This is a genomic window from Stenotrophomonas sp. TD3 (genome assembly GCF_001939825.1).
Classification (GTDB): domain Bacteria; phylum Pseudomonadota; class Gammaproteobacteria; order Xanthomonadales; family Xanthomonadaceae; genus Stenotrophomonas.
The window spans coordinates 1,144,322-1,167,561 of record NZ_MOYM01000001.1 but is presented as its reverse complement, the minus strand read 5'-3'; the positions used below and the strand labels follow the sequence as shown (position 1 = coordinate 1,167,561).

General features: G+C 68.0%; 28 protein-coding genes. 13 read left to right on the top strand and 15 right to left on the bottom strand.

The window, feature by feature from the left end; all coding sequences use genetic code 11:
* Positions 1 to 4 precede the first annotated feature (4 nt).
* Positions 5 to 316 carry a metalloregulator ArsR/SmtB family transcription factor gene (locus BKE09_RS05495; protein ID WP_004147836.1) on the bottom strand — a complete coding sequence of 104 codons (312 nt, stop codon included), beginning with the start codon at positions 314 to 316 and terminating at the stop codon, positions 5 to 7.
* Between the two features lie 129 nt (positions 317 to 445).
* Between BKE09_RS05495 and BKE09_RS05490 the strand changes: the two genes are divergently transcribed.
* From BKE09_RS05490 to BKE09_RS05465, 6 genes are all read left to right on the top strand, one after another.
* A complete protein-coding gene (locus BKE09_RS05490; RefSeq protein WP_075675090.1) occupies positions 446 to 1,027 on the top strand; it encodes a hypothetical protein in 582 nt (193 codons plus the stop codon).
* A gap of 189 nt (positions 1,028 to 1,216) precedes the next feature.
* Positions 1,217 to 1,684, top strand: coding sequence for a DUF2975 domain-containing protein (locus BKE09_RS05485; protein WP_049467337.1), 468 nt, complete (start codon positions 1,217 to 1,219; stop codon positions 1,682 to 1,684).
* Complete coding sequence (locus tag BKE09_RS05480; RefSeq protein ID WP_049443805.1) at positions 1,684 to 1,908, top strand: helix-turn-helix transcriptional regulator; 225 nt, start codon at positions 1,684 to 1,686, stop codon at positions 1,906 to 1,908. The genes BKE09_RS05485 and BKE09_RS05480 overlap by 1 nt, the downstream gene beginning before the upstream one ends.
* Before the next feature lie 43 nt (positions 1,909 to 1,951).
* On the top strand, positions 1,952 to 3,490 hold the full coding sequence (locus tag BKE09_RS05475) for a TerC family protein (protein WP_075675089.1): 1,539 nt from the start codon (positions 1,952 to 1,954) through the stop codon (positions 3,488 to 3,490).
* 134 nt (positions 3,491 to 3,624) lie between these two features.
* A complete protein-coding gene (locus tag BKE09_RS05470; RefSeq protein WP_075675088.1) occupies positions 3,625 to 4,761 on the top strand; it encodes a metallophosphoesterase in 1,137 nt (378 codons plus the stop codon).
* A gap of 93 nt (positions 4,762 to 4,854) precedes the next feature.
* On the top strand, positions 4,855 to 5,238 hold the full coding sequence (locus tag BKE09_RS05465) for a hypothetical protein (protein WP_240502877.1): 384 nt from the start codon (positions 4,855 to 4,857) through the stop codon (positions 5,236 to 5,238).
* Between the two features lie 62 nt (positions 5,239 to 5,300).
* Here BKE09_RS05465 and BKE09_RS05460 read toward each other — a convergent pair whose 3' ends face one another.
* The 5 genes from BKE09_RS05460 to BKE09_RS05440 all read right to left on the bottom strand — a co-directional run bounded on the left by BKE09_RS05460 (position 5,301) and on the right by BKE09_RS05440 (position 8,837).
* Positions 5,301 to 5,939 (bottom strand): ferric reductase-like transmembrane domain-containing protein, encoded by a 639-nt coding sequence (locus tag BKE09_RS05460; protein ID WP_075675086.1) that lies wholly within the window; start codon positions 5,937 to 5,939, stop codon positions 5,301 to 5,303.
* Between the two features lie 51 nt (positions 5,940 to 5,990).
* Positions 5,991 to 6,725 carry a putative DNA-binding domain-containing protein gene (locus BKE09_RS23830; protein WP_075675085.1) on the bottom strand — a complete coding sequence of 245 codons (735 nt, stop codon included), beginning with the start codon at positions 6,723 to 6,725 and terminating at the stop codon, positions 5,991 to 5,993.
* The gene (locus tag BKE09_RS05450) at positions 6,718 to 7,563 is read right to left on the bottom strand and encodes a DUF692 domain-containing protein (protein WP_075675084.1); all 846 of its coding nucleotides are present in this window, start codon (positions 7,561 to 7,563) and stop codon (positions 6,718 to 6,720) included. Before BKE09_RS05450 ends, BKE09_RS23830 begins: the two co-directional genes overlap by 8 nt.
* A gap of 56 nt (positions 7,564 to 7,619) precedes the next feature.
* Positions 7,620 to 8,096, bottom strand: a complete 477-nt coding sequence (locus BKE09_RS05445; protein ID WP_075675083.1) for an EF-hand domain-containing protein — start codon at positions 8,094 to 8,096, stop codon at positions 7,620 to 7,622.
* Positions 8,097 to 8,192: 96 nt separating this feature from the next.
* Positions 8,193 to 8,837 carry a DoxX family protein gene (locus tag BKE09_RS05440; protein ID WP_075675082.1) on the bottom strand — a complete coding sequence of 215 codons (645 nt, stop codon included), beginning with the start codon at positions 8,835 to 8,837 and terminating at the stop codon, positions 8,193 to 8,195.
* 342 nt (positions 8,838 to 9,179) lie between these two features.
* Here BKE09_RS05440 and BKE09_RS05435 point away from each other — a divergent pair, with 342 nt between their 5' ends.
* From BKE09_RS05435 to BKE09_RS05410, 6 genes are all read left to right on the top strand, one after another.
* Positions 9,180 to 9,974 (top strand): alpha/beta hydrolase, encoded by a 795-nt coding sequence (locus tag BKE09_RS05435; protein ID WP_075675081.1) that lies wholly within the window; start codon positions 9,180 to 9,182, stop codon positions 9,972 to 9,974.
* A gap of 3 nt (positions 9,975 to 9,977) precedes the next feature.
* On the top strand, positions 9,978 to 10,523 hold the full coding sequence (locus BKE09_RS05430; RefSeq protein WP_075675080.1) for a redoxin family protein: 546 nt from the start codon (positions 9,978 to 9,980) through the stop codon (positions 10,521 to 10,523).
* Between the two features lie 58 nt (positions 10,524 to 10,581).
* Positions 10,582 to 11,322, top strand: a complete 741-nt coding sequence (locus tag BKE09_RS05425; protein WP_075675079.1) for a response regulator — start codon at positions 10,582 to 10,584, stop codon at positions 11,320 to 11,322.
* Positions 11,319 to 12,632, top strand: a complete 1,314-nt coding sequence (locus BKE09_RS05420) for a HAMP domain-containing sensor histidine kinase (RefSeq protein ID WP_075675078.1) — start codon at positions 11,319 to 11,321, stop codon at positions 12,630 to 12,632. Before BKE09_RS05425 ends, BKE09_RS05420 begins: the two co-directional genes overlap by 4 nt.
* Positions 12,633 to 12,737: 105 nt before the next feature.
* The gene (locus BKE09_RS05415) at positions 12,738 to 13,751 is read left to right on the top strand and encodes a hypothetical protein (protein ID WP_075675077.1); all 1,014 of its coding nucleotides are present in this window, start codon (positions 12,738 to 12,740) and stop codon (positions 13,749 to 13,751) included.
* Positions 13,752 to 13,829: 78 nt separating this feature from the next.
* Positions 13,830 to 15,089, top strand: coding sequence for an MFS transporter (locus BKE09_RS05410; RefSeq protein ID WP_075675076.1), 1,260 nt, complete (start codon positions 13,830 to 13,832; stop codon positions 15,087 to 15,089).
* Positions 15,090 to 15,093: 4 nt separating this feature from the next.
* On the opposite strand, the gene BKE09_RS05405 is transcribed toward BKE09_RS05410, so the two are convergent.
* Positions 15,094 to 16,041 (bottom strand): nucleoside hydrolase, encoded by a 948-nt coding sequence (locus BKE09_RS05405; protein WP_075676586.1) that lies wholly within the window; start codon positions 16,039 to 16,041, stop codon positions 15,094 to 15,096.
* A gap of 150 nt (positions 16,042 to 16,191) precedes the next feature.
* Between BKE09_RS05405 and BKE09_RS05400 the strand changes: the two genes are divergently transcribed.
* Positions 16,192 to 16,512: a hypothetical protein gene (locus tag BKE09_RS05400; protein WP_075675075.1), complete on the top strand. Its 321-nt coding sequence runs from the start codon at positions 16,192 to 16,194 to the stop codon at positions 16,510 to 16,512.
* A 92-nt stretch (positions 16,513 to 16,604) separates the two neighbouring features.
* Here the strand turns inward: BKE09_RS05400 and BKE09_RS05395 are convergent, their stop codons facing one another.
* The 8 genes from BKE09_RS05395 to mdcC form a co-directional block, all read right to left on the bottom strand.
* Positions 16,605 to 17,324, bottom strand: coding sequence for a GntR family transcriptional regulator (locus BKE09_RS05395; RefSeq protein WP_012510388.1), 720 nt, complete (start codon positions 17,322 to 17,324; stop codon positions 16,605 to 16,607).
* Positions 17,325 to 17,429: 105 nt separating this feature from the next.
* On the bottom strand, positions 17,430 to 18,797 hold the full coding sequence (locus BKE09_RS05390) for an SLC13 family permease (protein WP_049443775.1): 1,368 nt from the start codon (positions 18,795 to 18,797) through the stop codon (positions 17,430 to 17,432).
* A 104-nt stretch (positions 18,798 to 18,901) separates the two neighbouring features.
* A complete protein-coding gene (mdcH, locus tag BKE09_RS05385) occupies positions 18,902 to 19,822 on the bottom strand; it encodes a malonate decarboxylase subunit epsilon (protein WP_075675074.1) in 921 nt (306 codons plus the stop codon).
* On the bottom strand, positions 19,819 to 20,676 hold the full coding sequence (mdcB, locus tag BKE09_RS05380; RefSeq protein WP_075675073.1) for a triphosphoribosyl-dephospho-CoA synthase MdcB: 858 nt from the start codon (positions 20,674 to 20,676) through the stop codon (positions 19,819 to 19,821). Before mdcB ends, mdcH begins: the two co-directional genes overlap by 4 nt.
* Complete coding sequence (mdcG, locus tag BKE09_RS05375; RefSeq protein WP_075675072.1) at positions 20,673 to 21,314, bottom strand: malonate decarboxylase holo-[acyl-carrier-protein] synthase; 642 nt, start codon at positions 21,312 to 21,314, stop codon at positions 20,673 to 20,675. Before mdcG ends, mdcB begins: the two co-directional genes overlap by 4 nt.
* Positions 21,307 to 22,017: a biotin-independent malonate decarboxylase subunit gamma gene (gene mdcE, locus BKE09_RS05370; RefSeq protein ID WP_075675071.1), complete on the bottom strand. Its 711-nt coding sequence runs from the start codon at positions 22,015 to 22,017 to the stop codon at positions 21,307 to 21,309. The genes mdcG and mdcE overlap by 8 nt, the downstream gene beginning before the upstream one ends.
* Positions 22,014 to 22,922: a biotin-independent malonate decarboxylase subunit beta gene (locus BKE09_RS05365; protein WP_075675070.1), complete on the bottom strand. Its 909-nt coding sequence runs from the start codon at positions 22,920 to 22,922 to the stop codon at positions 22,014 to 22,016. The genes mdcE and BKE09_RS05365 overlap by 4 nt, the downstream gene beginning before the upstream one ends.
* Positions 22,919 to 23,239 (bottom strand): malonate decarboxylase acyl carrier protein, encoded by a 321-nt coding sequence (mdcC, locus tag BKE09_RS05360; RefSeq protein WP_075675069.1) that lies wholly within the window; start codon positions 23,237 to 23,239, stop codon positions 22,919 to 22,921. Before mdcC ends, BKE09_RS05365 begins: the two co-directional genes overlap by 4 nt.
* Position 23,240: the final 1 nt, after the last annotated feature.

Here is a 23,240-nt window from a genome sequence, read left to right as displayed (position 1 = left end):
TGGTTCAGCGGGCGGGGGACTTGCGGCGGGCGCGTGCTTCGCGCTTCAGCGGGCCACCGACCGGACAGACTTCGGCCGCCCACGAGAACAGCGTGTTGGCCAGGCGGTCGGGCACCTGCCGGAAGTACACGAACTGGCCGCGCTTCTCGCGCTCGATCAGACCGGCTTCCTCAAGGATGCGCAGGTGGCTGGACAGCGCCGGCTTGCTGAAATCGAAGCGCTCGGCCAGCTCTCCCGCGCTGAGCTCGCCGGCGCTGAGATAGGCCAGGATCTGCCGGCGGGCGGTGGAGGCGAGGGCTTCGAAGATACGGTCCATGGCGAGCTAATTAACTAATTCGTTAATTGATACTCCTCCTGCCGGTGGCGGCTGTCAAGCCATGACCCGTTGCGCGGCACGCCCGGGCTTTGCCATCCTCCCTGCTGTTTTCCGTAGCGTGGAATCCCGATGCGTCCTGCGTTCTGGCTGGCTTTGGCCCTGCTGCCCACCCTGGCGGTGGCGCAACCCGCGCGTACTCCCAAGGCCAAGGCCCCGGCGCAGGATCCCTTCAGCGAGCTGTTCGATACCGCCTGCATGCAGCACATCGGTGCGCCGGCGCGCCTGCAGTCGTTGATGGAATCCAACGGGCTGGCACCGCTGCAGCCGGCCGAGGCGGCAACCTTGCTGCAGGGGCAGGCAGGCGTGGCCTGGATGGTGCCGTTGGCCAGCGGCCGCTATGCGGTCAGCTGGGCCGACGATGGAACCTGCACGGTATATGCGGAGAAGGCCGATGCGGCGGTGGTGCAGAAGGGCTTCGCACGGCTGGTGCAGGCGGCGCCGAAGCCGTTGCAGGCGCGTTCGCTGCCGGGCCGTGGTCCGTTGTCGGCCGACCAGGTGGCGATCCAGTACGGCTGGGCCACGCCCGGCCAGGCCAAGCTGCAGGCGCGCTTCCGGCTGGTCACGCGGCAGGCGGCCGAGGCCGGCGTACAGGCGATGGCCTCGGTGACGCCGGGCGAAGCGATGCTGGAACCGGCTGCGCCCGGGCCCTGACCGGGGGAGGGGCACGCTTGCGATTCAGCCTTTCACGCAGGTTGTGGTATATCGTTTATCGATAAATTCACCCCGGGGCGGCGAGGCCACCCCAATGCCGGAGGCCGCTTGACCGCTCGTCCCGCCCGCGCCAGACCCGCGCGAGGCCTGTTCACCCTGGCCCAGGCCGCCGTACAGGCCGTCCGGGCGATGTGCTGGCTGGGCATCCTGGCCGCACTGCTGGCCGTGCCGCTGGTCGCCCACGACCGCCGCTGGCTGCTCGACAGCGTGCATGACGCCGGTGCCGCCGCCGCGCACGGCAACGACCTGTTCCTGCACTTCTGCCTGGGCCTGGGCGCGATCGTCGCGCTGCTGGTGCTGTGCCTGCTGTTCCTGCGCCATCTGCTGCGGCTGCTGAAGTCGGCGGCGCGCGAGCGGCCGTTCACCCATGCCAACGCGCAGCGCCTGCAACGCATGGCATGGCTGATGCTGGCGATGGAGCTGCTGTCGATCCTGATCGGCGCCTACGCGGCCTGGATGGGCCCGGACTTCACCTGGATGGAGGTGGGCGGCGGCATGTCGATCACCGGCCTGGTGGCGGTGCTGATGCTGTTCGTGCTGGCACGCGTGTTTGCTGTGGGCGCGGCGATGCGCGATGACCTCGATGGTGTCATCTGATGGCGATCGTCATCACCCTCGACCGCATGCTGCAGGAACGGGGCATGACCCTGTCCGAGCTGGCCGGGCGCATCGACATCACCCTGGCGAACCTGTCGATCCTGAAGACCGGCAAGGCGCGCGCCATCCGCTTTTCCACGCTGGATGCGATCTGCCGTGAGCTGCAGTGCACGCCCGGCGACCTGCTCGGGCATGACCCGGCGCAGGTGCAGGACGCCGACTGAGTGATTGCTCTTTTCCCTTACCTACTGACGAAACGGACCTGAAATGGAATGGTTGGCTGACCCCTCGATATGGATGGGCCTTGCAACCCTGGTCGTGCTGGAGATCGTTCTCGGCATCGACAACCTGGTGTTCATCGCGATCCTTGCCGACAAACTGCCGCCGCACCAGCGTGACCGCGCGCGGGTGATCGGCCTGGCGCTGGCGCTGCTGATGCGGCTGGTGCTGCTGGCCGCGCTGGCCTGGATCATGAAACTGACCGAGCCGCTGCTGACGTTGTTCGACCACAGCTTCTCCGGGCGTGACCTGATCCTGCTGGGCGGCGGCCTGTTCCTGCTGTTCAAGGGCACCATGGAGCTGCACGAACGGCTGGAAGGCCGTGAGCATCACGAGGATGGCAAGAAGGTCTATGCCAGCTTCGCGATGGTGGTGGCACAGATCGTGGTGCTCGACGCGGTGTTCTCGCTGGACTCGGTGATCACCGCGGTCGGCATGGTCGACAATCTGGGCGTGATGTATGCCGCCGTGACCATCGCGATGGCGCTGATGCTGGTGGCGAGCAAGCCGTTGACCCGCTTCGTCAACAAGCATCCCACGGTGGTGGTGCTGTGCCTGGGCTTCCTGCTGATGATCGGTTTCAGCCTGGTGGCCGAAGGCCTGGGCTACAAGATTCCGAAGGGCTACCTGTACGCGGCGATCGCCTTCTCGATCCTGGTCGAGGCGTTCAACCAGTGGGTGCGCTTCAATCGCGAGCGCAACGAGCGCCGCCAGCCGTTCCGCCAGCGCACCGCCGATGCGGTGCTGCGCATGCTGGGCGCGCGCCCGGCCAACGGCCATGCCGATGAAGGCGTGGACGAGCCGGTGGACGCCGAAGAACGCCTGCAGCCGGCCGAGCACGAGATGATCCGCAGCGTGCTGGGCCTGGCCGATCGGCCGGTGTCGAGCGTGATGACTGTGCGTGCCGATGTGCAGTGGATCGACCTGGCCCGTGGGCAGGAGGATGTGGTGGCCCGGCTGGTGGCGTCGCCGCACACCCGCCTGCTGGTGGGCGATGGTGACCTGGACAGCCTGCGTGGCGTGGTGCAGAGCCGGGACGTGCTGGCCGACCTGCTGCAGGGCAAGCCGCTGCAGCTGGAAGGCAACCTGCGTGAGCCGCAGTACGTCCTGTCCAGTGCCAGTGCATTGCAGGCGCTGGAACTGATCCGCCAGCACCCGGTGCCGCTGGCGGTGGCGGTGGACGAGTACGGCAGCGTGGAAGGCCTGGTGACTGCCAACGACCTGCTGGCAGCCATTGCCGGTGACCTGGTCGACACCCAGGACGAGCGCTATGGCGTGGTCGCACAGGGTGAGGATCAGTGGGAGGCCGATGGTGCGCTGACCCTGGACGACCTGCAGCGGCTGGCCGGCATATCGCTGCCACGCAGTGCCGACTACATGACCATCTCTGGCCTGGTGCTGGAGCGTCTGGGGCGCCTGCCCGACATCGGTGACGTGGTGGAGATTGCGGATGTACGCATCACCGTACTGGCGATGGAGAAGCGCCGTATCGCCCGCCTGCGGGTGGAGCGCCTGGGCCATCCGTAGGGCCGAGCCCTGCGCGACTGCGGTTCTGTAGCGTCGAGCCCTGCTCGACGGCTTCCTGAGCAGCCGGGCATGGGCTCGGCGCTACACAACACGGCCGGCAGCCGTCACCATGGTGGGCCCGCTTTCTTTCCTGGATGGTTGCAGTGCTGAGTACGATCGGTTTGTTGATGGGCCTGTATGTGGCCTGGCGCCTGTTCTGGCCACTGCGCATGCCCACCTGGCTGAAGGTCGTGCTGTCGCTGCTGCTGGTGGGCGTGGCTGTGCAGCTACGCATCGTCGCCACCTTCTGGGGCACGATGGCGTCGCCCGAGATTCCGAAACTGGCCATCGCCACGTTGGCGACCGGCTCCACGGCGGTGTTGCTGTTGGCGTTGCTGATGCTGGCGCTGGACGTGGGCCTGCTCGCTTCCCGCCTGCTGCGCTGGCCACGTACGGTAGCCGCATTGCGCACGCGGAGCCTGCGACCGGCGGCCGGCATGCTGGCCCTGCTGGTCAGTGGGTATGGCATCAGCCAGGGCATGGCGGTGCCCAAGCCCCGGCAGATCGAGGTGAGCATCGCCGGGCTGCCCGCTGCGTTCGACGGCTATCGCGTGCTGCAGCTGACCGACATCCACGCCAGTCGCCTGCTCACCGGCGACTGGGTGCGCAGGGTAGTGGATGAGAGCAACGCACTGACGCCGGACCTGATCGTGATCACCGGCGATCTGATCGACGGCAGTGTCGAGGCCCGCCGTGACGACGCGCGCCCACTCGCGGACCTGCGGGCGCCGGACGGTGTCATCGCCATCACCGGCAACCACGAGTACTACGCGCAGTACCAGGCGTGGATGCAGGCATTCCGCGCGCTGCACATGCAGGTGCTGGAGAACAGCCACATGCAGGTGCGGCGCGGTGATGCAGCGCTGACCATCGCCGGGGTCACCGATCCGGTGGCGGCGCGCTATGGCCTGCCACTGCCGGATCTGGGCGCCGCACTGGCCGGTGCCGATCCGTCCGCGCCGGTGATCCTGCTCGATCATCGCCCGCGCAATGCACGCGAGGCGGCGGCGCGTGGGGTGAAGCTGCAGCTGTCCGGGCATACTCACGGCGGGCAGATCATCGGCATGGACCAGCTGGTGAAGCGAGCCAATGGCGGTTTTGTGTCCGGCCGCTACGACGTGGATGGGATGACGCTGTACGTGGGCAACGGTGCGGGCCTCTGGGCCGGTTTCCCGGCGCGCATCGGCGTGCCGTCGGAGATCACCCTGGTAACATTGCGCCGCGCGCCGTGACCTTGGGCGGGGTCAGATTCCTTTCCCTGGGGGAGATGGCTCTGATCCCTGACGAACCACATGGAAGGAACCATGTCCCATCCCCGCGCCCCGATGGAACGCCTGATCCGCGCCAACGCCGATGAGATCAACCGGCTGCAGCAGGCCATCCGCGATACCGCCAGTGCGCGCTGGCGTGGGCCGGAGGAGCGGGAACGGCACGCTGCGGCCTGTGCCGAGTTCCACCAGCACTACGAGCGGCTGGCGTTTCCGGGAGGCTATGCCAACGCGTTGAAACGGCTGGCCGAACACGATCCAGATACGCTGGATGTCGCGCTGACCTTTCTCGAAGTGCGGCCGTATTTCTTCCGATCCGGATACATGTGGAAGACGCTGCTGAAGCGCGTGCAACGGGTCCCCATGGGGACGAAGCAGCACGCGCGGCTGCAGAAGATCCTCGATGCCTACGCGGCCTATCGCGCCACACGTGACGGCTGATGGGGACGGGATGATGGGGTCGGATCCCTTTGCCTTTGGCAAAGGGATCCGACCCCGGCCCGTCAGGCCGCCCGCAGCGGCGGCCGCGCATGCGCACTTCGGCGCAGCGCCTGCGCCCGCTTGGCAATCAAGCGCACCACGAAGGCGGTGAACAGCAGCGCCGACGGCACCGCATACCAGAAGTCGCCCGGCACGCGCTTGAAGTACGAGTAAGTAAACACCGCCGCGATGATCCACATGCCGGTGACGTGCAGGCGACGCCAGGCGGTGGGTCCCATGCGCCGGGCGAGCCCCCGGTGCGAGGTGATGGCCAGCGCCAGGATGGCGATGTAGCCCACCGTGCCCGGGAGGTTGGCCAGCGCGGATCGTGCTGGCCAGAACGCTGGGTTGAGGATGCCGAAACTGGTGATCGCGATTGCATGCAGCAGGTGCGAAAACGCGAAGGACAGGCCGATGATGCGCCGTTCGCGCAGCAGGAACCGGGTGAACGGGCCGGGCAGAAGGCTGGCGAACGACGATGCCGTGAACGCTGCCAGGAACAGCAGGAACGATGTGCGTGCAGTGACCCGGATCGCTGCTCGGCTGCCCTCGGCCACATCGGCATGCAGGGCGAAGGCCGCCAGCGCGAAAGCGATCAGGATCACGGCGATGGCCAGGAACAGGCGCCAGCCGTGCAGGAAGGAAGTGTTGGAAGGAGCCATGATGAGACCTCGAAGTAGGGAATGGGTAGCACCGGCCGCTGGCCGGCAACCTCAGAACGCGCGCGATGCAACCAGCACGCCCGCCGCGCACAGCTCGCCCAGAACGGGCACGCAGGCCACGCGCAATGCGTCCGTTGCCATGGCATGTGTTTCGGACAGCACCTGCAGTGCCTCATCCACAGGCGCGCCGTCGTCACCGAAGACCGATAGCAGCGCGTAGGCCAGCGGTGAAAGCTCCTCGGCCTGCAGGCTGAAATCGGCGAGGCGCTGGATCACCAGCAGCGTGGGAGCTGCGCTCAGCGCCGGCTCCAGCGCCTCGTCCTCATGTACCGGCCACTGGTAGCCAAGCACCCGCACCAACGGCGAAACCACCAGCACATCACTGTCCTCCGGTACGCGCTGCAGCAAACGACCAGCGTCACGCGCTTCAATGTGCAGCGACTGCTGCGTGCTCTCGTAGTGCGCCAGTTCTGCTGCCCAGCCCGGCAGTGCCAGCGCGTCCTGCACCGCCAGCCAGGCCGCGAACTCGTTGGCGATCCGTGGGAACAACGGGGTGTGACAGGCGTGGCTGGCGTAGTAGTGCTCCACTGTGTCGCGCCAGCGCGGCGTGCCCAATTGTTGTTGCAGTCGCGGCAGGCTGCCGGCCAGCAGGGTGTCCAGGCTGTCGATGCACAGGCGGCGGTATACCGCCAGCCTGCGCGCCTCGACGCCATCGGGTGCGGCCATTGCAGGGTCGCGTACATGATCGGCCCAGCGTCGTTGCAGGGTAGCCAGCGACTCAGCCATGGGCCACCTCGGGCCAACGTGCCTCGACCTGCGCCTGGCGGATCTGCGCAACCTCGGCCAGCAACTCGGCCAGCGGCGGGAAGTTGAAGTCGCGTTCGAGCAGGGTGGGGCGCACGCCCACCCGCGTATAGGCCTCGCGCAACAGTGCCCAGACCATGCCTTTCACCGGCGCACCGTGGGTATCGATCTTGAAGCCATCGTCTTCATCGAAGTGGCCTGCTACGTGCAGCGAGGCGACACGGTGGGATGGCACGCGGGCCAGGAATTCGAAGGCGTCGTAACCGTTGTTGCAGGCGTTGACGAAGACGTTGTTGACGTCCAGCAGCAGGTCGCAGTCGGCTTCGGTGAGCACGGCGTTGATGAAGTCGATCTCGCTCATGTCCGCGCCGGCAACGGCGTAGTAGGAGATGTTCTCCACCGCGATGCGTCGGCCCAGCATGTCCTGCACCTGGGCGATTCGGCCGGCGACATGGTGTACGGCCTCGGCGGTGAACGGCAGCGGCAGCAGGTCGTAGACATGGCCGCCGGCGGCGCAGTAGCTCAGGTGTTCGCTGTACAGCTGCACCTGGTGCAGGTCGAGGAAGGCTCGGGTCTGTGCGAGCAGGGTGCGGTCCAGCGGATCAGGGCCGCCCAGCGACAGCGACAGGCCGTGGCAGGTCAAGGGGTGGCGCTCGCTGAGTTGGCGCAGCGCGGCGCCGTGTGCACCGCCGACGCCGATCCAGTTGTCGGGGGAGACTTCGAGGAAGTCGATGGCACCGGCCGGCATTGCCAGCAGTTCGTCGATCAGGCCACGGCGCAGGCCAAGACCGGCGGCATTGGAGGGCAGGGGCAGGGACATGGCGGATGCTCCAGAGAGAGGGCGCCGCCTTGAAGGCGGCGCCGGTTGAACGTCGATCAATCGGCAACGCGGGAGAACAGGCCCTTCGGCATCGGCTTGCCGTTGGCGGTGTAGACGCTGCGCAGGTAGTCGTGGGCTTCCTGCTCGCTGATGTAGCCGTCGTGGTCGGTGTCGATGCGGTCGAATTCGGCGGCACGCTTGGCGGCCACAGCGTTGAACTCGGCGCGCGAGACCTTGCCGTCGTGGTCGCGGTCGGTGCGGGCAAACGAGGCGTCGCCGCACTTGCCTTCGCCACACTGGCCCTCGGCCACCATGGCCTTCCCAGCGGGCGTGCCGGTGGTAGCCTTGTTGGCCCCGCACTTGCCTTCACCGCACTTGCCTTCGGCGGCGGCGCTCATGGCCACCGCGCTGATCGCCAGCGGTTGGATCGCGGCGGCCTGGCCGGCCAGCAGCAGGCCACCGGCCAGGGCGATGCCGATGGCACCGATGCGCGGCAGGCGGGAGGAGGGGGGATTCTTGGTCGAGACGGACATGGTGGTGACTCCTTGGGAAAGCACGCGGGGCGTGCGGGATGGACGCCGCCGAAGAGGCGACGGAAAGGGAAACGTTCGGGAACAGGGGGAAGCGGCTCAGGCGGCGCGGCGGCGACGCAGCAGATAGCCCAGCAGCAGCACGCCACCGAGCAGGGCGCCACCGAAGCCGATGCCGGGCAACAGCGCGGCAACCGGCAGCAGCAGGGCGATCAGGCTGACGCCCCAGCCCAGACCGTCATTGCCGACGGGGGCATGCTGTGAGCCGGCCAGCAGCCGGTCCACGCTGAGCGCGCCACCGCCGTTGAGGATCAGTGGCAGCAGCATGGCCAGGAACAGCAGCGGCAGCTTGAAGTTGCCGTAGCCCTGGTCGGTGATCGCATAGCCCTGCCAGAGTTCACCCAGGCCGTTCCATTGGTCGGGCCAGTGCACGGCAGCGATGGCGACCACGGTCAACACCCAGAAGACGTAGGCCACCGAGCGCGTGGCCAGGCCGAGCAGCAGCATCACTGCACCCACCAGTTCCAGCCAGGTGGCCAGCTGCCAGTTCAGTGATGCGGGCAGGGCGGAGAACGGGAACGGGAAGCGACCTTCCAGGTCGGCGAACCAGTTCTGGCCGCCCAGCTTTTCGCGGCCGGATTCAAAGAACTCCCAGGCCAGCAGGGTGCGTAGCGCCAATGGCGAGAGCCAGCGGCCGACGGCGTCCAGGCGGGGGGCATAGACGGAAGAGGCGGTGCTGATCATGGTGGTGTCCTGCGGGCCAGTGGTCGATGGAGGCCATTTCAGGCGGCGCAGGTATCGGCAACGTGTGCCGTTGCCCGGGGTTTTGTCAGCGACTGTGGCTGCGGCCGGGGTTTCGTACAGTCAGATACAAAGACGATGCGTTGACGCACATCGGGGCGTTGCGCGCCCGCGTGCGGGGAGCGATGTCCACCCGGTAGGGCCCAGCCAGGACCGGCGCCCGAATGTATCCCACTGTAGAAACCTGCCTGCGCCCTACAGTCCGGTACAACTCCGCGCCGCGGAGAAACAGCGGTGATACACCGGCAGGCGGAAATGGCCACTCCCAACACCGGAGTGCCACCCATGATCCGTACCTCGTTGCTTGCCGCTGCTCTCGCCCTTGCCGGCGCCGCCGCCCCCGCCTTCGCTAGCCAGGCCGATACCGCTGCACCGCCCACCGTCATCCTGGTGCACGGCGCCTTCGCCGATGGCTCCAGCTGGAGCAAGGTCATCAGCACCCTCCACGACTGGAAGATGCCGGCGGTGGCCGTACAGAATCCGCTCACCTCGTTGGCCGACGATGTCGCCGCCACCCGTCGCGCGATTGCCGCCGCGCCCGGCAAGGTGGTGCTGGTCGGCCACAGCTGGGGTGGCACGGTCATCACCGAAGCGGGCAATGACCCGAAGGTGCAGGCGCTGGTGTACGTGGCGGCCTTCGCACCGGATGCAGGGCAGTCTTCGGCGCAACAGGGCGAAGGTTTCCCGGTCGGTCCGGGCCTGGCCCGACTGCAGGAAAGGGATGGCTACCTGACCTTGCCGGCTGATGCCGTCGCCCAGGACTTCGCGCCGGACGTGATGAAGAAGTCGGCCGCACTGCTGTACAGCACGCAGGTCCCGTTGAAGGCCAGCGCGCTGGGCGAGGTGGTGAACGTTGCGGCGTGGCGCAGCAAGCCGAGCTGGTACGTGCTCAGTCGCGATGACCGCATGCTGTCGCCGCAGCTGCAGGCCGCGACCGCGCGTCGCATCGGTGCACAGCTGCAATCGATCGGTAGCAGCCATGTGTCGCTGCTTTCGCATCCGGCGCAGGTGGCCGACAGCATCCTGGAAGCGGCCGGGGTGAAGCCGGCGGAACTGCCGCTGGCCGAGCAGGGGGGCTGAGCGATGGCCGCACTGCGAGGGTACGCATTGCCGCTGTTGCTGAGCCTGCTGGGCGGAGCGGCGTTGTTGCTGGCATGGCCCGGCGCGGATGCCGGTGCACAGCCGCTCGATGCCGCACCGATGGCGGGGTTCGACGGTGGCGGGCCCTGGCACAACAGCCCACCGCTCACACTGAAGCAGTTACGGGGGCAGGTGGTGCTGGTCGAGTTCTGGACCTACACCTGCAGCAACTGCCTCAACGTGGCGCCGTATGTCCACCAGTGGCATGCACGCTACGCGCCGCAGGGCCTGAGGGTGATCGGCGTGCATACGCCGGAATTCGCCTATGAAGGGTTGCCCGGCAACGTGCGCAAGGCCATCGCACGGTTGGATATCACTTGGCCAGTGGTGCAGGACAACCAGTACCGGATCTGGAACGCCTGGGGCAACCGCTTCTGGCCCGCGCTGTACCTGCTCGACCGGCAGGGGCGGGTGGTCTACCGCCATTACGGCGAGGGCGACTACGCACGTACCGAAAGCGAGATCCAGCGCCTGCTGGCCACCCCCTGAGCCGCGCTACCATGGCCGCGCCGCGCGGCGCTGTCCCCCTGCCTTCATCGAGAACGCAATGAATCATGTACCGCACATCCTGGTCGTCGACGATGACAGCGAGATCCGCCAGATGCTGGCCGATTACCTGCAACGCAACGGCCTGCGCGTGAGCCAGGCCGACGGTGGCCGGGCCATGCGCGCGCTGATGGATACCCATGCCGTGGATCTGGTGGTGCTGGACGTGATGATGCCGGGCGAGGATGGACTGAGCTTGTGCCGCAACCTGCGCGCCGGCAAGCATCGTGCGGTGCCGGTGGTGCTGCTGACCGCCCGCGACGACGAGACCGACCGCATCATCGGCCTGGAAATGGGCGCTGATGACTATGTGACCAAGCCCTTTTCCTCGCGCGAACTGCTGGCACGCATCAACGCGGTGATCCGCCGTACCCGGATGCTGCCGCCGAATCTGCAGGTGAGCGAAGCAGGTCGCCAGCTGGCCTTCGGCGAGTGGCGCCTGGACACCACCGCACGCCATCTGCTGGATGCGCAGGACACCGCGTATCCGCTCAGTGGCGCCGAGTTCCGCCTGTTGCGCGTGTTTCTCGATCACGCCAATCGGGTGCTCAGCCGCGACCAGCTGCTCAGCCTCACCCAGGGCCGCGATGCCGAACTGTTCGATCGCTCGATCGACCTGCTGGTCAGCCGCGTGCGCCAGCGCCTGGGTGACGACGCACGCGAGCCGACCTACATCAAGACCGTGCGCAGCGAAGGCTATGTGGTCAGCGTGCCGGTGCAGTTGCTGGGGCCGGACGAATGAACACCGCCGCACGCCGTCCACGCTGGCCGCGCACGCTGTCGGCGCGGCTGCTGTTGGTGCTGCTGGGCGGACTGGCCCTGGCCCACGCACTGTCCTTCGGCCTGCTGTTCTTCGAACGCTACCAGTCCACCCGCAGCATGATGCTGCGCAACCTCGACGAGGATGTGGCGGTGAGTGTCGCGCTGCTGGAGCACTTGCCAGTGGAGCAGCGTGAGGCCTGGGTGCCGCGCCTGGAGCGGCGCACCTACCGTTACCTGCTGCGCCCGGCCGCGGCCGGACCAGGGCTGCAGACCGATCGTGCACGTCAGGTCACGGCGATCATCGACGACAGCCTGCAGCACCGCTATCGGTTGCAGGCGCGCCAGGTGGCTCGCCTGCCGGAGCGGTTCGAGGTGGAACTGCGCCTGCACGACGGCACACCCTTGACCATCGAAGTCACCCCGTCGGGCCTGCCGCTGGCGCGTTGGCTGCCCGCCGTGCTGCTGGTGCAGCTGGCGCTGCTGCTGGTGTGCGCGTGGCTGGCGGTGCGCCTGGCCATGCGCCCGCTGCAGCAGCTGTCGCATGCGGTGGAGCATCTGCAGCCGGGCAAGGACGGGCCTGCACTGCCTGAAGATGGTCCTGCGGAAGTAGGCGGTGCGGCGGCCGCACTCAATGCACTGCAGGCACGCATTCGTGGCCATGTCAGTGAGCGCCTGCAGATCCTGGCCGCGATCTCGCATGACCTGCAGACCCCCATCACGCGCATGAAGCTTCGGGTGGAGACCCTGCCTGAAGACAGCACCCAGCAGCGGCTGCTGGCCGACCTCGACCACCTGGGTCAACTGGTGCGTGAGGGCGTGGCCTATGCGCGCAGCAGCCACGTCGCCAGTGGCGCGCCGGTGTCGATGGACCTGGGCGCATTTCTGGCCAGTGTGGTTGGCGACTACGAGGACATGGGCAAGCCGGTCAGTGGTGGTGCGCCGGCTGGACTGGTCGTGCAGACCTGGCCGCAGCCGCTGCGCCGGGTGGTCGGCAATCTGGTCGACAACGCGTTGCGCTACGCCGGTGCCGCCGAGATCGAGGCGGGCCGCGATGAGGCGGGAAGGGTGTGGATCGGAATTTCCGACCGTGGTCCCGGCATTCCCGAGGACCAGCTGCAGGCAGTGCTGGCGCCGTTCCACCGGCTGGAAAGCTCGCGCAATCGCGATACTGGCGGGACCGGCCTGGGCCTGGCCATCGCGGTGCAGCTGACGCAGTCGCTGGGCGGTTCGCTGCGGCTGCACAACCGCGAGGGTGGCGGCCTGCGGGCGGAACTGCAGCTGCCGGGGTAACGGGCGCGGTCAGAGCATCCGCGCATGGCGTGGATCTACGGCAAGCCCGCACGGCCCCGGGATCGGCGATCATCTGCAGGGAGTGTCGAAACCAGGAAACACGCAATGCAGGGAACGCAGCATTCAATCCGGCGCCCGCGCTACGTCGCGCTGCTGGTCGGTCTACTCGTGCTGGCGGCCTGCCAGCGCACACCGGACGCGCCGACCAGGGCACCCGCAGCGGGCACACCGCTTGCCGCCCCGGCCACCGCAACAGACCTCTCTCCGCTGCTCGATGCCCTGCCGACCTGCGCGCTGGATGGCTGGTACATCGATCAGCAGACCGGGCATCCGGCCCATCCCTGGTTGGCGACGAACGCGCCGAAGCCCTGCAAGGAGGACGGGGAGAACGAGATCGCCACGTTCTGCGTGCAGGGGCAATGGAAGGGGCTGCCGGTGGAGGAAGTGATCCTGCCGACGATGACGTTCGTTTCGTTCCGTGGGGCCAGGATCGGCCTGCCGCTGGAGAAGGCACGTCCCATCGTCCGCCAGCGTTTCGGCCAGGACTTCCCGGGTGGTGTGGCTTACGAGGAGGGCCGCGAGCCGAAGCTGCTGGCCGACCCGGAGGATGCGCAGCGTTCGTGGCTGTTGTGCAGCACCCCGGAACTGGGCCACGACGTGGATAGCGAGGGAAGCATCAGCTACTCCGGCATGAACCTGCCCTACGACCACGACGGTTGCAGCTACCGCTACAGCCCGGCTGACTTCTGCAATGCGCAGCACCGGGCAGCCATCGAAGACGCGCGCCAGCACCAGAAGCCCAATTTCAACCAGCATTATCTTCTGGTGCAGGTCGATGATCGTCCGGAGTATTTCCAGCGCACGCTGGTGCTGGTCGATACCCGCACGGGCAGGGCGACGCCACTGCCGTTCGATGCCTTCACCGGGCCAGCGGGGAAGGGCGGTGATGCTACCGGATACGGGACACTGGAAACGGGCGTGGACCAGCAGCAGTTCTGCCTCGATGGCGCGTTGCTGGTCTACCGCGTGTTCGAGGAGGGGCGCTTCTGCTTCGGCTTTGACGGTGAGCGTTTCACCGGCCATGAAACCCAGTACATGCAGGCAGCGGACGGCCGATGACCGGTATTTCACCCCGTCCATGCCACGCTGCGCGGAACCTGCGCAACCGGGATCGAGGCTGTTGAAGGCGAATACGCAATGACCGCGGCGCGGCAGCGCTCGATGTGGGTGGCGGGCCTGTCCACGGTGGTGGAGTGGTACGACTTCACCCTGTACCTGTATTTCGCCACGGTGTTGTCACGGGTGTTCTTCGGCGGCGGCGAACAGGCGCTGCTGGTCACCCTGGCCGGCTTCGCGGTGTCCTACCTGATGCGCCCGCTGGGCGCGCTGTGCTTCGGCCACCTGGGTGACCGCCTGGGCCGGCGTTGGATGCTGCTGGCGTCGATGGCCTTGATGGCAGCGGCGATGCTGGCCACTGCATTGCTGCCGACAGCGGCCACCGCAGGTACCACGGCGGGCGTGCTGCTGCTGGTACTGCGCTGCGTGATGGCCTTTTCGGTGGGCGGCGAGTACACCGGGGTGGTGGCGTACCTGCTGGAAAGCGCGCCGGTGCGGCGACGCGGCCTGGTGACCTCGCTGGCATCAGCGGCCAGTGAAGTGGGGGCGCTGCTGGCGGTGGCGATCTCGGCGCTTACAGTTGCGCTGCTGCCCACCGCGCAGCTGGACAGCTGGGGCTGGCGTATTCCGTTCTTCGTCGGTGCGGCACTGGCACTGGTGATCCTGGTCGCGCGCTCGGGCATGCACGAGTCGCCGGAGTTCGAGCGGCAGCGACGCGAGGGCAGCATTCCGGCTACACCGCTTCGCCATGTACTGCGCAACCATCCGCTGGCGGTGGCACGCACCTTCGCGATCTCGGCGCTGGGTTCGATCACTTATTACGTTGGCATCACCTATGTACCGGCATTCCTGCATGCGCAGGGTCATGACGAGGGTGACGCACTGTGGCTGTCGACGATTGCGGCGGTGGCGGTCATCGCGATCACGCCGCTGTGTGGTGCCTTGTCCGACCGCGTCGGGCGGCGGCCGATGCTGCTGGGCCTGACGGTGCTGGCAGCGCTGTTGCCGCTGTCCCTGTTCGCCTGGATGGCACAGGCGCCGCCGCTGGGCATCGCGCTGGCCGCGGTACTGCTGGCCTGCGTGGCCGGTGGGGTAAGTGCCGTTGCTGCGCCGGCCACGGCCGAACAATTCCCGGGCGAGGGCCGGGTCAGCGGGCTGGCACTGGGGGTGACCATGGCCACCGCCTTCTTCGGCGGGGCAACGCCATGGCTGGCGCAATGGTGGGTGGAGCGCAGCGGCTGGGCAGCGGCGCCCGGCGCGATGATCGCGCTGGTGGCGGTGCTGGTGCTGCCGGTGCTGTGGACCCTGCCCGAGACGGTCCCGGGCAGGGCCAAGCGCTAGACGGTCAGACCTTCAGGGTCTGCTCGATGTCGGCCAGTACCGCAGCCGCATCCACGCCAATGGCGATCGACTGCACCACGTGGCCATCCCACACGCTGGGGCCGAACGCCAGGCCTTCCGGCTTGGGAATGGTCATGCCGCGGGCAACGCCGTCGGTGGCCACGCGCACGCTGGCGCGCTCGAACTGGAACAGTTCCGGGCGGGTCAGCGCGATGCAGGCGCAGCAGTCGTGCACGACCATGCCCTTGTGGCCGGCCTGCAGGTAGAAGTCCACGTAATCCTGCGACAGCGCACGCACCAGCTCGGCATCGGCACCGCCGATGGCGGCCAGCTTATCCAGACCGTCACGGTCCATTTCCACGCGGGTGGTCACGTCCAGGCCGATGGCGGTAACCGGCCAGCTGGCGGTGAACACCACGTCGGCGGCTTCGGCATCGCCCCAGATGTTGGCCTCGGCGGCCGGGGTGATGTTGCCGTTGACGTGGAAGGCGCCGCCCATGATCACCACGCCGCGCACCAGGCCGGCGATGTCCGGGGCCTGCTGCAGGGCCAGGGCCAGGTTGGTCATGCGGCCGACCGCGACCAGGGTCACTTCGCCCGGATGGGCGCGGACCAGATCGATGATCAGCTGATGGGCCGGGCGGGCATCGGCAGCCACGTCCAGGCTGGCCGGCACCGGGTGGTTGCCCAGCCCGTTGTGGCCGTGGATGTGCACCGGCCAGGCTTCCGGGGTGGCTTCCGGCTGCAGCGGGCCTTCGGCGCCGCGCGCGACCGGGGCGGCAAAACCCCAGGCCTGCTTCAGGTACAGCGCGTTGTGCGTGGTCGACTCCACCGAGGCGTTGCCGAAGGTGGTGGTGACGCCGATCAGGTCGATCTGGGCGTGCTTGTGCAGGTACAGCAGGGCCAGGGCGTCGTCGACGCCCGGGTCGGTATCGAAAATGACTTTCAGCATGTTGTTGTTCTTCTTCTTCCGTGTGGTGCGGGGGGCGCCGGCGGCCACGGGGCAGGCCGGCGCGCCCTACATTGTCCCATCTTCATGACAGGCAGGGCCATTGCCGGGGTGGCAGGCCATAATGCCCCCGTCCAGGCACGGAGCCTCCCTATGCTGATCCTCGCGGTACTGCTGGTCCTGCTGGTGGTGGGCCTGAACGTGGTGGCCACCGTTGTGATCGCGCAGCGCGACGGCCTGTCGGCGGGCGGCCGGACGGTGCAGCTGCTGCTGGTCTGGCTGCTGCCGCTGGTCGGCGCGATCCTGTGCATGGCGGTGGCCACGGCCGATGGCTCGCGCAGCCGGGGGGAGGGCGGCGCAAGCTACGACAGCTCAGGTGGCTATTCCGGTGACAACCACAGCCATCACAGCCACAGCAGCGCCGACTGCAGCACTGATGGCGGTGGGGGTGACGGCGGCAGCTGCGGCGATTGATGGGACGCTTCTGGATGCCGGCCAGCGGCCGGCACTACCCAGCCGAGGTCGCGCCCTGGTAGTGCCGGCCGCTGGCCGGCAACCTCGACAGCTCAGCCGCCGCCTTCGGTCGGCAACGGCGCTGGCACGTTCAGCAGGCCGCCCGCCGCCACATAGGCGGCCAGCGCCTGGCCCTGGCTCAGCAGATGGCGTTCCATGGTGCGTTCGGCAGCCTGCGCATCGCGGCGGCGGAAGCACTCCATCAGTTCGCGATGTTCGGCCAGCGACTGCGCGGTGCGGCCCGGCGTCAACAGCTGGCGGCCACGGTGCATTTTCAGGATGCGGTGCAGGTCGTGGGTGATGCGGATCAGCCACGGGTTGCCCGCGTAGTGCTGAACGGTTTCGTGGATCAGGTAGTTGTTGCGGTAGTACTCGGCGATGTTGCCTTCGGCCGCCGCCGCTTCCATCGCTGCATGCAGGTCTTCCAGCTGCTGCACGCCAGCGTCGTCGATGTGCTTCACCGCCTCATGCGCGCAACGGCCTTCCAGCATGGCCATCACCGGGAACAGCTGGTTGAGGTCTTCCAGCGTCAACCGGGTGACCCGGCTGCCACGACCGGCATCGATCTGCACCAGGCCTTCGGCGGCCAGCAGCTTCAGCGCCTCGCGCAGGGGTGTGCGGCTGATGCCCAGTTCTTCGCACAGCGCGGGCTCGTCGATCCACTCGCCCGGCGGCAACCGGTAATCGTAGATGCGCTCGCGCACGTGTTCGGCCACCTCTTCGTACAGAGGTGCGCGCTTCTTCGGTGACCGCGGGGCAGGGGCAATGGCCATGGAAGAAGTGTACCGCCAGGTAGTGCCGGCCGCTGGCCGGCAACCCATGATCGCTGGATGGCGTCATGAGATTGCCGGCCAGCGGCCGGCACGACCGGCAGGTGGTTACATCCAGCCCGGCACCACGAACACCAGCCAGGCCAGCAGCGGTCCAAGCGCCACCACCAGGCCGCTGTAGACCAGGAAGCGGCGGAACAGGGTCTCGCGCTCTTCCTTCGCTGCCGAGGCCACCACCAGTGCGCCATTGGTCGAGAACGGGCTGACATCGACGATGGTGGATGACACCGCCAGCGCGCAGATCACGCCGGCGGCGCTGAGGTGGCCCTGCATCAGGAATGGCACCGCCAGTGGAATCGTCGCGCCCAGCACCGCAGCCGATGATGCAAATGCGGAAACGATGCCGCCGACGTAGCAGACCAGCAGCGCTCCGAGCAGCGGGATGCCGATGTCGGAGACACCGTTGCCGATGAAGTCCACCGCGCCGGCATGTTCCAGCACGCCGATATATGTCACCACGCCGCAGATCAGCAGCACGGTGGACCAGCTGATGCCATCGACCGCACCTTTCTGGCTCTGCGGGGACAACAACGCCAGTGCCACCGCCACGGTGATCGAGACCAGGCCAACGTTGAGGTTGTAGATCAACGCCGCCACGCCCAGGCCCAGCAGGCCGATCAGGGTGAACAACCGCTCGCGGGTCAGGTTCACCGCATCCAGGGCCGCCGGATCATTGCTGAGCGTGCCGCCGCCTGCTGCGACCAGCGCGCCATGGCCTTCGATCGCGAACTGGCGCGACGACGCCTGCGGGCCACCGGCCATCGCCAGTTCGGCAGTGCCGAGCGTTCCTGCTGCGGTGATCGAGCCGCGGCGCAGCAGCGCGATGCCACCAAAGGCGAAGAAGCAGATCGTCGCCATCATGAAGTTGAAGCCCAGGCTGGTCAGGAACACCGCCATCTCGGTGACTTCCAGCCCGGCCTTCTGCACCACGCCGTTGGTGATGCTGCCGTACACGCTGATCGGCGAGAAGCCACCCGCCTGCGCGCCATGGATGACCAGCAATCCCATCATCAGCGGGTTGATGTTGTACTGCTTGGCAAAGCGCAGGGCGACCGGGCCGATGATCGCAACCGCCGCCGGGCCCAGCGCACCGAACGCGGTGAGGACCGCGGTGATCACGAACATCACCCACGGAATGGCCACGATATGGCCGCGCACCGCTTTCACCGCCCAGTGCACCAGCAGGTCGATGGTGCCGTTCTTCTGCGCGATGGCGAACAGATAGGTGATGCCGACCAGGGTCAGGAACAGATCACCGGGAAAGCCGGCCAGGACCTCCTTGCCCCCCATGTCGACCCACAGCCCGCCGATGATGAAGGCCAGCGCGAAGGCGACGGCTCCCATGTTGATCGGCATGGCGGTGGCGACGATGAACATGATCACCAGACCGATGATCGTTGCGATTTGTGGACTCATGCGCCCTCCCAGACACGTGACTCACGTACAGCGCGGATGGAGACCCGCCATCCCGGGGTAAGGCGACGTACGGCGTGTTGCGTGATACGTACTGCTCGAACCCGTTACTGCAGCCGATCCAGCGCACTGCGGACCCAGGTCGCGGCGCCTTCAAGGCTCTGGAACTCTTCCACCGCGCGTACTTCGCAGCACGGATAGGCCGGCGCGACCATGCGCGCCAAGGCGTTGCCCGGGCCCAGCTGCAGGAACACCCGCGCGCCACGCTCGAAGGCCTGGCGCATCACCTGCGCCCATTCGATGGTCTGTGCCAGCTGCGCCGACAGCGTGTGCACCACTGCAGCGCGATCCCGCACTGGGCGGGCATCGACGCCGGCCAGCAGGGGCAGCCGCGGCGCCTGCACCTGCGCAGCGTCCAGTGCGGCGGCAAACGGTGCCACTGCGCTGGCCAGCAGCGGCGTGTGCGCGGGCACATGGACCGGCAAGGGCCGGATTTCCGCGCCGCACGCCTGCGCGTCTAGCGCCAACGCGTGCAGCGACGGCCGTGCGCCGCCTACGATGAAGTGGTCGTGGCCATTGGCGATCGCGATGAAGGCACCATGCGCATCGCACAAGCGCTGCGCGGCAGTGCGGTCCAGTCCCAGGACTGCCTGGAGCCCGGCATCTTCCGGGGTTGCGGCATCCATCAGGCGCGCGCGCTGCGCGGACAGGGCCAGGCAGGTGGTGGCATCGAAGCTGCCGGCGATGGCATGTGCGGCGAGCTCGCCGATGCTGTAGCCCGCGATCAGCGCCGGTGTTGGCAACACCTCGCGCAGGCCCTGCCAGTGCGCCAGGCTGGCTGCGCACAGCAGGGGCTGCGCCTGCACATTGTCGAAGCGGTCGCCGGCCGCCGCGGCGGCGAATACATCGCGGCCCAGTAGTTCGCTCGTGGCATCGAGCAGCGGCCGCGCGCTGGCAAGGTCGCGCACGCGATCGAACATCGCCGCATGTTGCGCGCCTTGTCCGGGGCAGAGCAGGCCAAGGCTCATGTGCCCTCCTGTTGCAACAGGAACAGGCTGCAGGCAAGCAGGTCGGCGCTGCCGCCGGGGCTCAGGTGACGCGCAACGAAGGCATCGGCGATGTGCTGCAGGCGTGGCTGCCAATCGTGTGCGAAGGCACCACCTTCGGCCAGGAAGCGGTGGCCCTGCTGCCGCGCCCAGCGCAGGCCTTCCGCACCACCGCGATGCAGCAGGTTGAGGTCGTCGGTGTGTGCGACCAGCTGCATCAGCGTGTGGCACATCGCGGCTTCGCGTGGCAGGCCACTGGCCAGCGCGTGGCGCAGGCTGGGCAGCGCCACCTCGCGCAACAGCGGGTAACCGGCGGCGGCCTGTTCGCGCACGCCTGGCACCTTGTGCAGGGCGCGCGCACGTTGGCCGGGGCTGCCTGCATCCAGCGGCGCGTGCGCGAAATCCGCAGCCCAACGACGTACCTCCAGGCAGACCTGCTCACCGGTGGCGGCATGGCCCAGGCGGGAGCGGCAGGCCGCGGCGGCCGCCACCAGCAGGCCGAGGCTGAAGACCGCGCCACGATGGGTGTTGATGCCGGCGGTCGCGCGCAGCATCGCCGCTTCGGCGGCGATGCCACACCGGCGCAGCGCATCGAAGTCCGCCCCGGCTGCACCGAGGTGGGCCACGGCGGTGAAATAGTGGCGCAGCGCGAACAGGCTGCGCAGGAACGTGCCCGCATCCATGTCGTGATGGCTGCCGCGGTCGAACGGCGTGACCAGTCCCGGTTTGGGTGCCAGGGCCAGCTCCGCATGCAGGCTGGCAACGGCGAGGCGCCCCAGGCGCGCGCAGTCCACGGCCGCTGCCGGCCGGACAATCTGTTGCGCGACGGCGTTCATGCGCTCACCCCGGCGGGGGCGAACACGGACTCGCGCAGTTCCAGTGCGGCGCCTTCCGGGCGCTTGACCAGTACCTCGCGGCTGCGTCCCGCGTACTCCCGCCAGTTCACGGCGGCGCCGTCGGCCAGGCACAGCTCGCCATCGACCCGGCGACCGTATCCGGCTTCCCATGCCTGCAGCTTTGCAGCCAGGGCATCGGCCTGCGCGGTGGTGTCGATCCGCCACAGCAGATCGATGTCCGAGCGCGCGTGCACATAGTGCAGTCCAGTGAGGTACTGCCAGGCAAAGGCTCCGAATACGCGTGCCGCTGCGATGTCCTGCAGTGCCTGCAGGGGGCGCTGCCAGTCCTGCACAAGGTCGCCTTCCAGCACCGTCTGAAGTGTCGGTGGCGGCGCGGTGCGCAGCACATCGTGTGCCGGCACGCGCAGGGCCAGGCGCAGTTTGCCCTCGGCGGGAGGCAGCGGTACGCCGAGGCGCAGGCGGGGATCTGCATCGTCGGCGGCGCGCCGGGCGACGATGGCCGGCAGACCCTGCGCAAACCAGTCGGCCAGGCGCGGCTCATGCGCAGAGATGTCCGCCTGCCAGCCGGCGTGCGCTGACAGCCAGACCAGCGTATGGCGGGGCAGCCGCTCAGGCATCGCCCTGGCTCACGGTTGCAGCCACGCGTGCGGCCAGCATGCGACCGCCACGTTCGGCGCCGCGCACGGCGCGGCGATCGCCATCGGCGGGCGTACGCAGCGCCTGCAGCAGAGATGCGGCCAGGTCGCCGTTCCAGATCGAATCCACCGCGCCCATCGCCACGTAGTTCTCCACGCCGGGTGCGAACACCGGCGAGGTCTGGCTCAGCGCCTGCAGTTTCTCCAGCGGCTGCTTGGTCACCCGGGCCATCGCGCGCAGGTCCATCACCCGCACCTGGGCATCGGGCAGGGCGTGGATGTGGTCGGCCATCAAGCCGAACGAGAGGAAGCCGCCGCTGACCGACTCGCCATAGACCAGCGTCACCAGCCGCGCACCGCGCCGGCGTGCCAGATCCAGCGTCTGCGCCAGGTGCGCGAAGTAGCCGTTGATGCCGAGCAGTTCGTCACGGCGTGCCAGGCGTTGGCCGGCGGTGTCGACCAGCATCACGATCGGTCGCTGTGGATGCGCGGCGGTGCTGGACAGCACGGTTTCGGCCAGTGCCAGTGCGTGGTCAACGCCCACCTCGAGCTTGTCGGCGGTGCCGATCACGGTCACCTCGCCGTCGTCGGTGGTGGCGGTACCGGTCAGTACCGAGTCCTCCACGGCAACGGCGTGACCACGCGGGAACAGGGCATCGAGCAGCGCGTGCAGCGGAAGGCTCATGGCAGGCTCCGATCGGCAGTGGCGGCGAGGAAATCGTCGGTGTCCAGCAGCGGCAGGCGCTCGGGTTCGGTGATGCCCTGCAGCGACCAGATCTCAAGACCATCGCGGCACCCGCCCCACGCCTGCACGCGCGCCTTCAGTGCGGCATGGCGAGCCTGCAGGGCATTCAATGCAGCCTCGGCATCGGTGCTGGCGGTGTCCGGTTGCAGCGCATCGAATGCCGCCTGCGCAAAGGCCTCGATGGCATCGGGCACGAGCACCTGTGCCTGGTCAATCAGATAGCGGTGCTTGCCTCCCGTTACCCGCCAGACCAGCGCGCGATCGCGGGAATCGAACTCTTCCACGCCGCGTACGGTTTCGATCACCTCCGGCCCGGACAGCGACAGCCGGCCTTCCTCGGACATGATCACCGTGCTGCAGCAGCGGGCCACGATGCCCATGCCACCGAATGCGCCGTTGCCGCTGCCGATCAGCGCCAGCACGGGGACGCCCGCAGCGCGCGCATCCAGGGTGGCGCGCATGATCTCGGAAATGGCGATCAGCCCCGCATTGGCCTCGTGCAGGCGTACGCCGCCGGTATCGAGCAGCAGCAACACGCCGTCGGGCCGGGTCGCCGCTGCACGGCGCAGCAGGCCGGTCAACTTCGCACCGTGCACTTCGCCCACGCCGCCGCCCATGAATTCACCCTGCTGCGCGGCCAGCAGCACGCGCTTGCCGCGCAGCGTGGCTTCACCGACGACGATGCCGTCGTCGAACGCCGCGGGCTGATCGAGCTGCGCCAGGTGCGGACTCATCATCCGTTGCGCCGGGCCGAGGATTTCACGGAACGAACCGGCATCGACCAGGCCAGCGATACGCTCGCGGGCGTCGACTTCGTAGTAGCTGTGGCGCGGCGTCCGCTTCATCGTGCATCTCCAGCGAGCAGCGTTTCCACCGCCTGGTCCAGGCGCAGGCTGACCACCGCCGGCGTGGCGCCGGCATCGTTGATCGAGATGCGTACATCGCGCAGCGGATGGCGCTGTGCGAAATCACCGATGACCGCTTCCCAGACGCGGCCAAAGCCCTGCGCGACGGTGATGATGCGCACCGTCATCGCGCCATCCAATGCCGCCGGTTCCAGCAGGATTTCCAGGTTGCCCGAGGCCAGTACGCCGACCAGTACCGCATCGCGCGGGAACTGCACCGGGGTCCGTCCTTCGAATCGATAGTCGAGGGTTTCCATG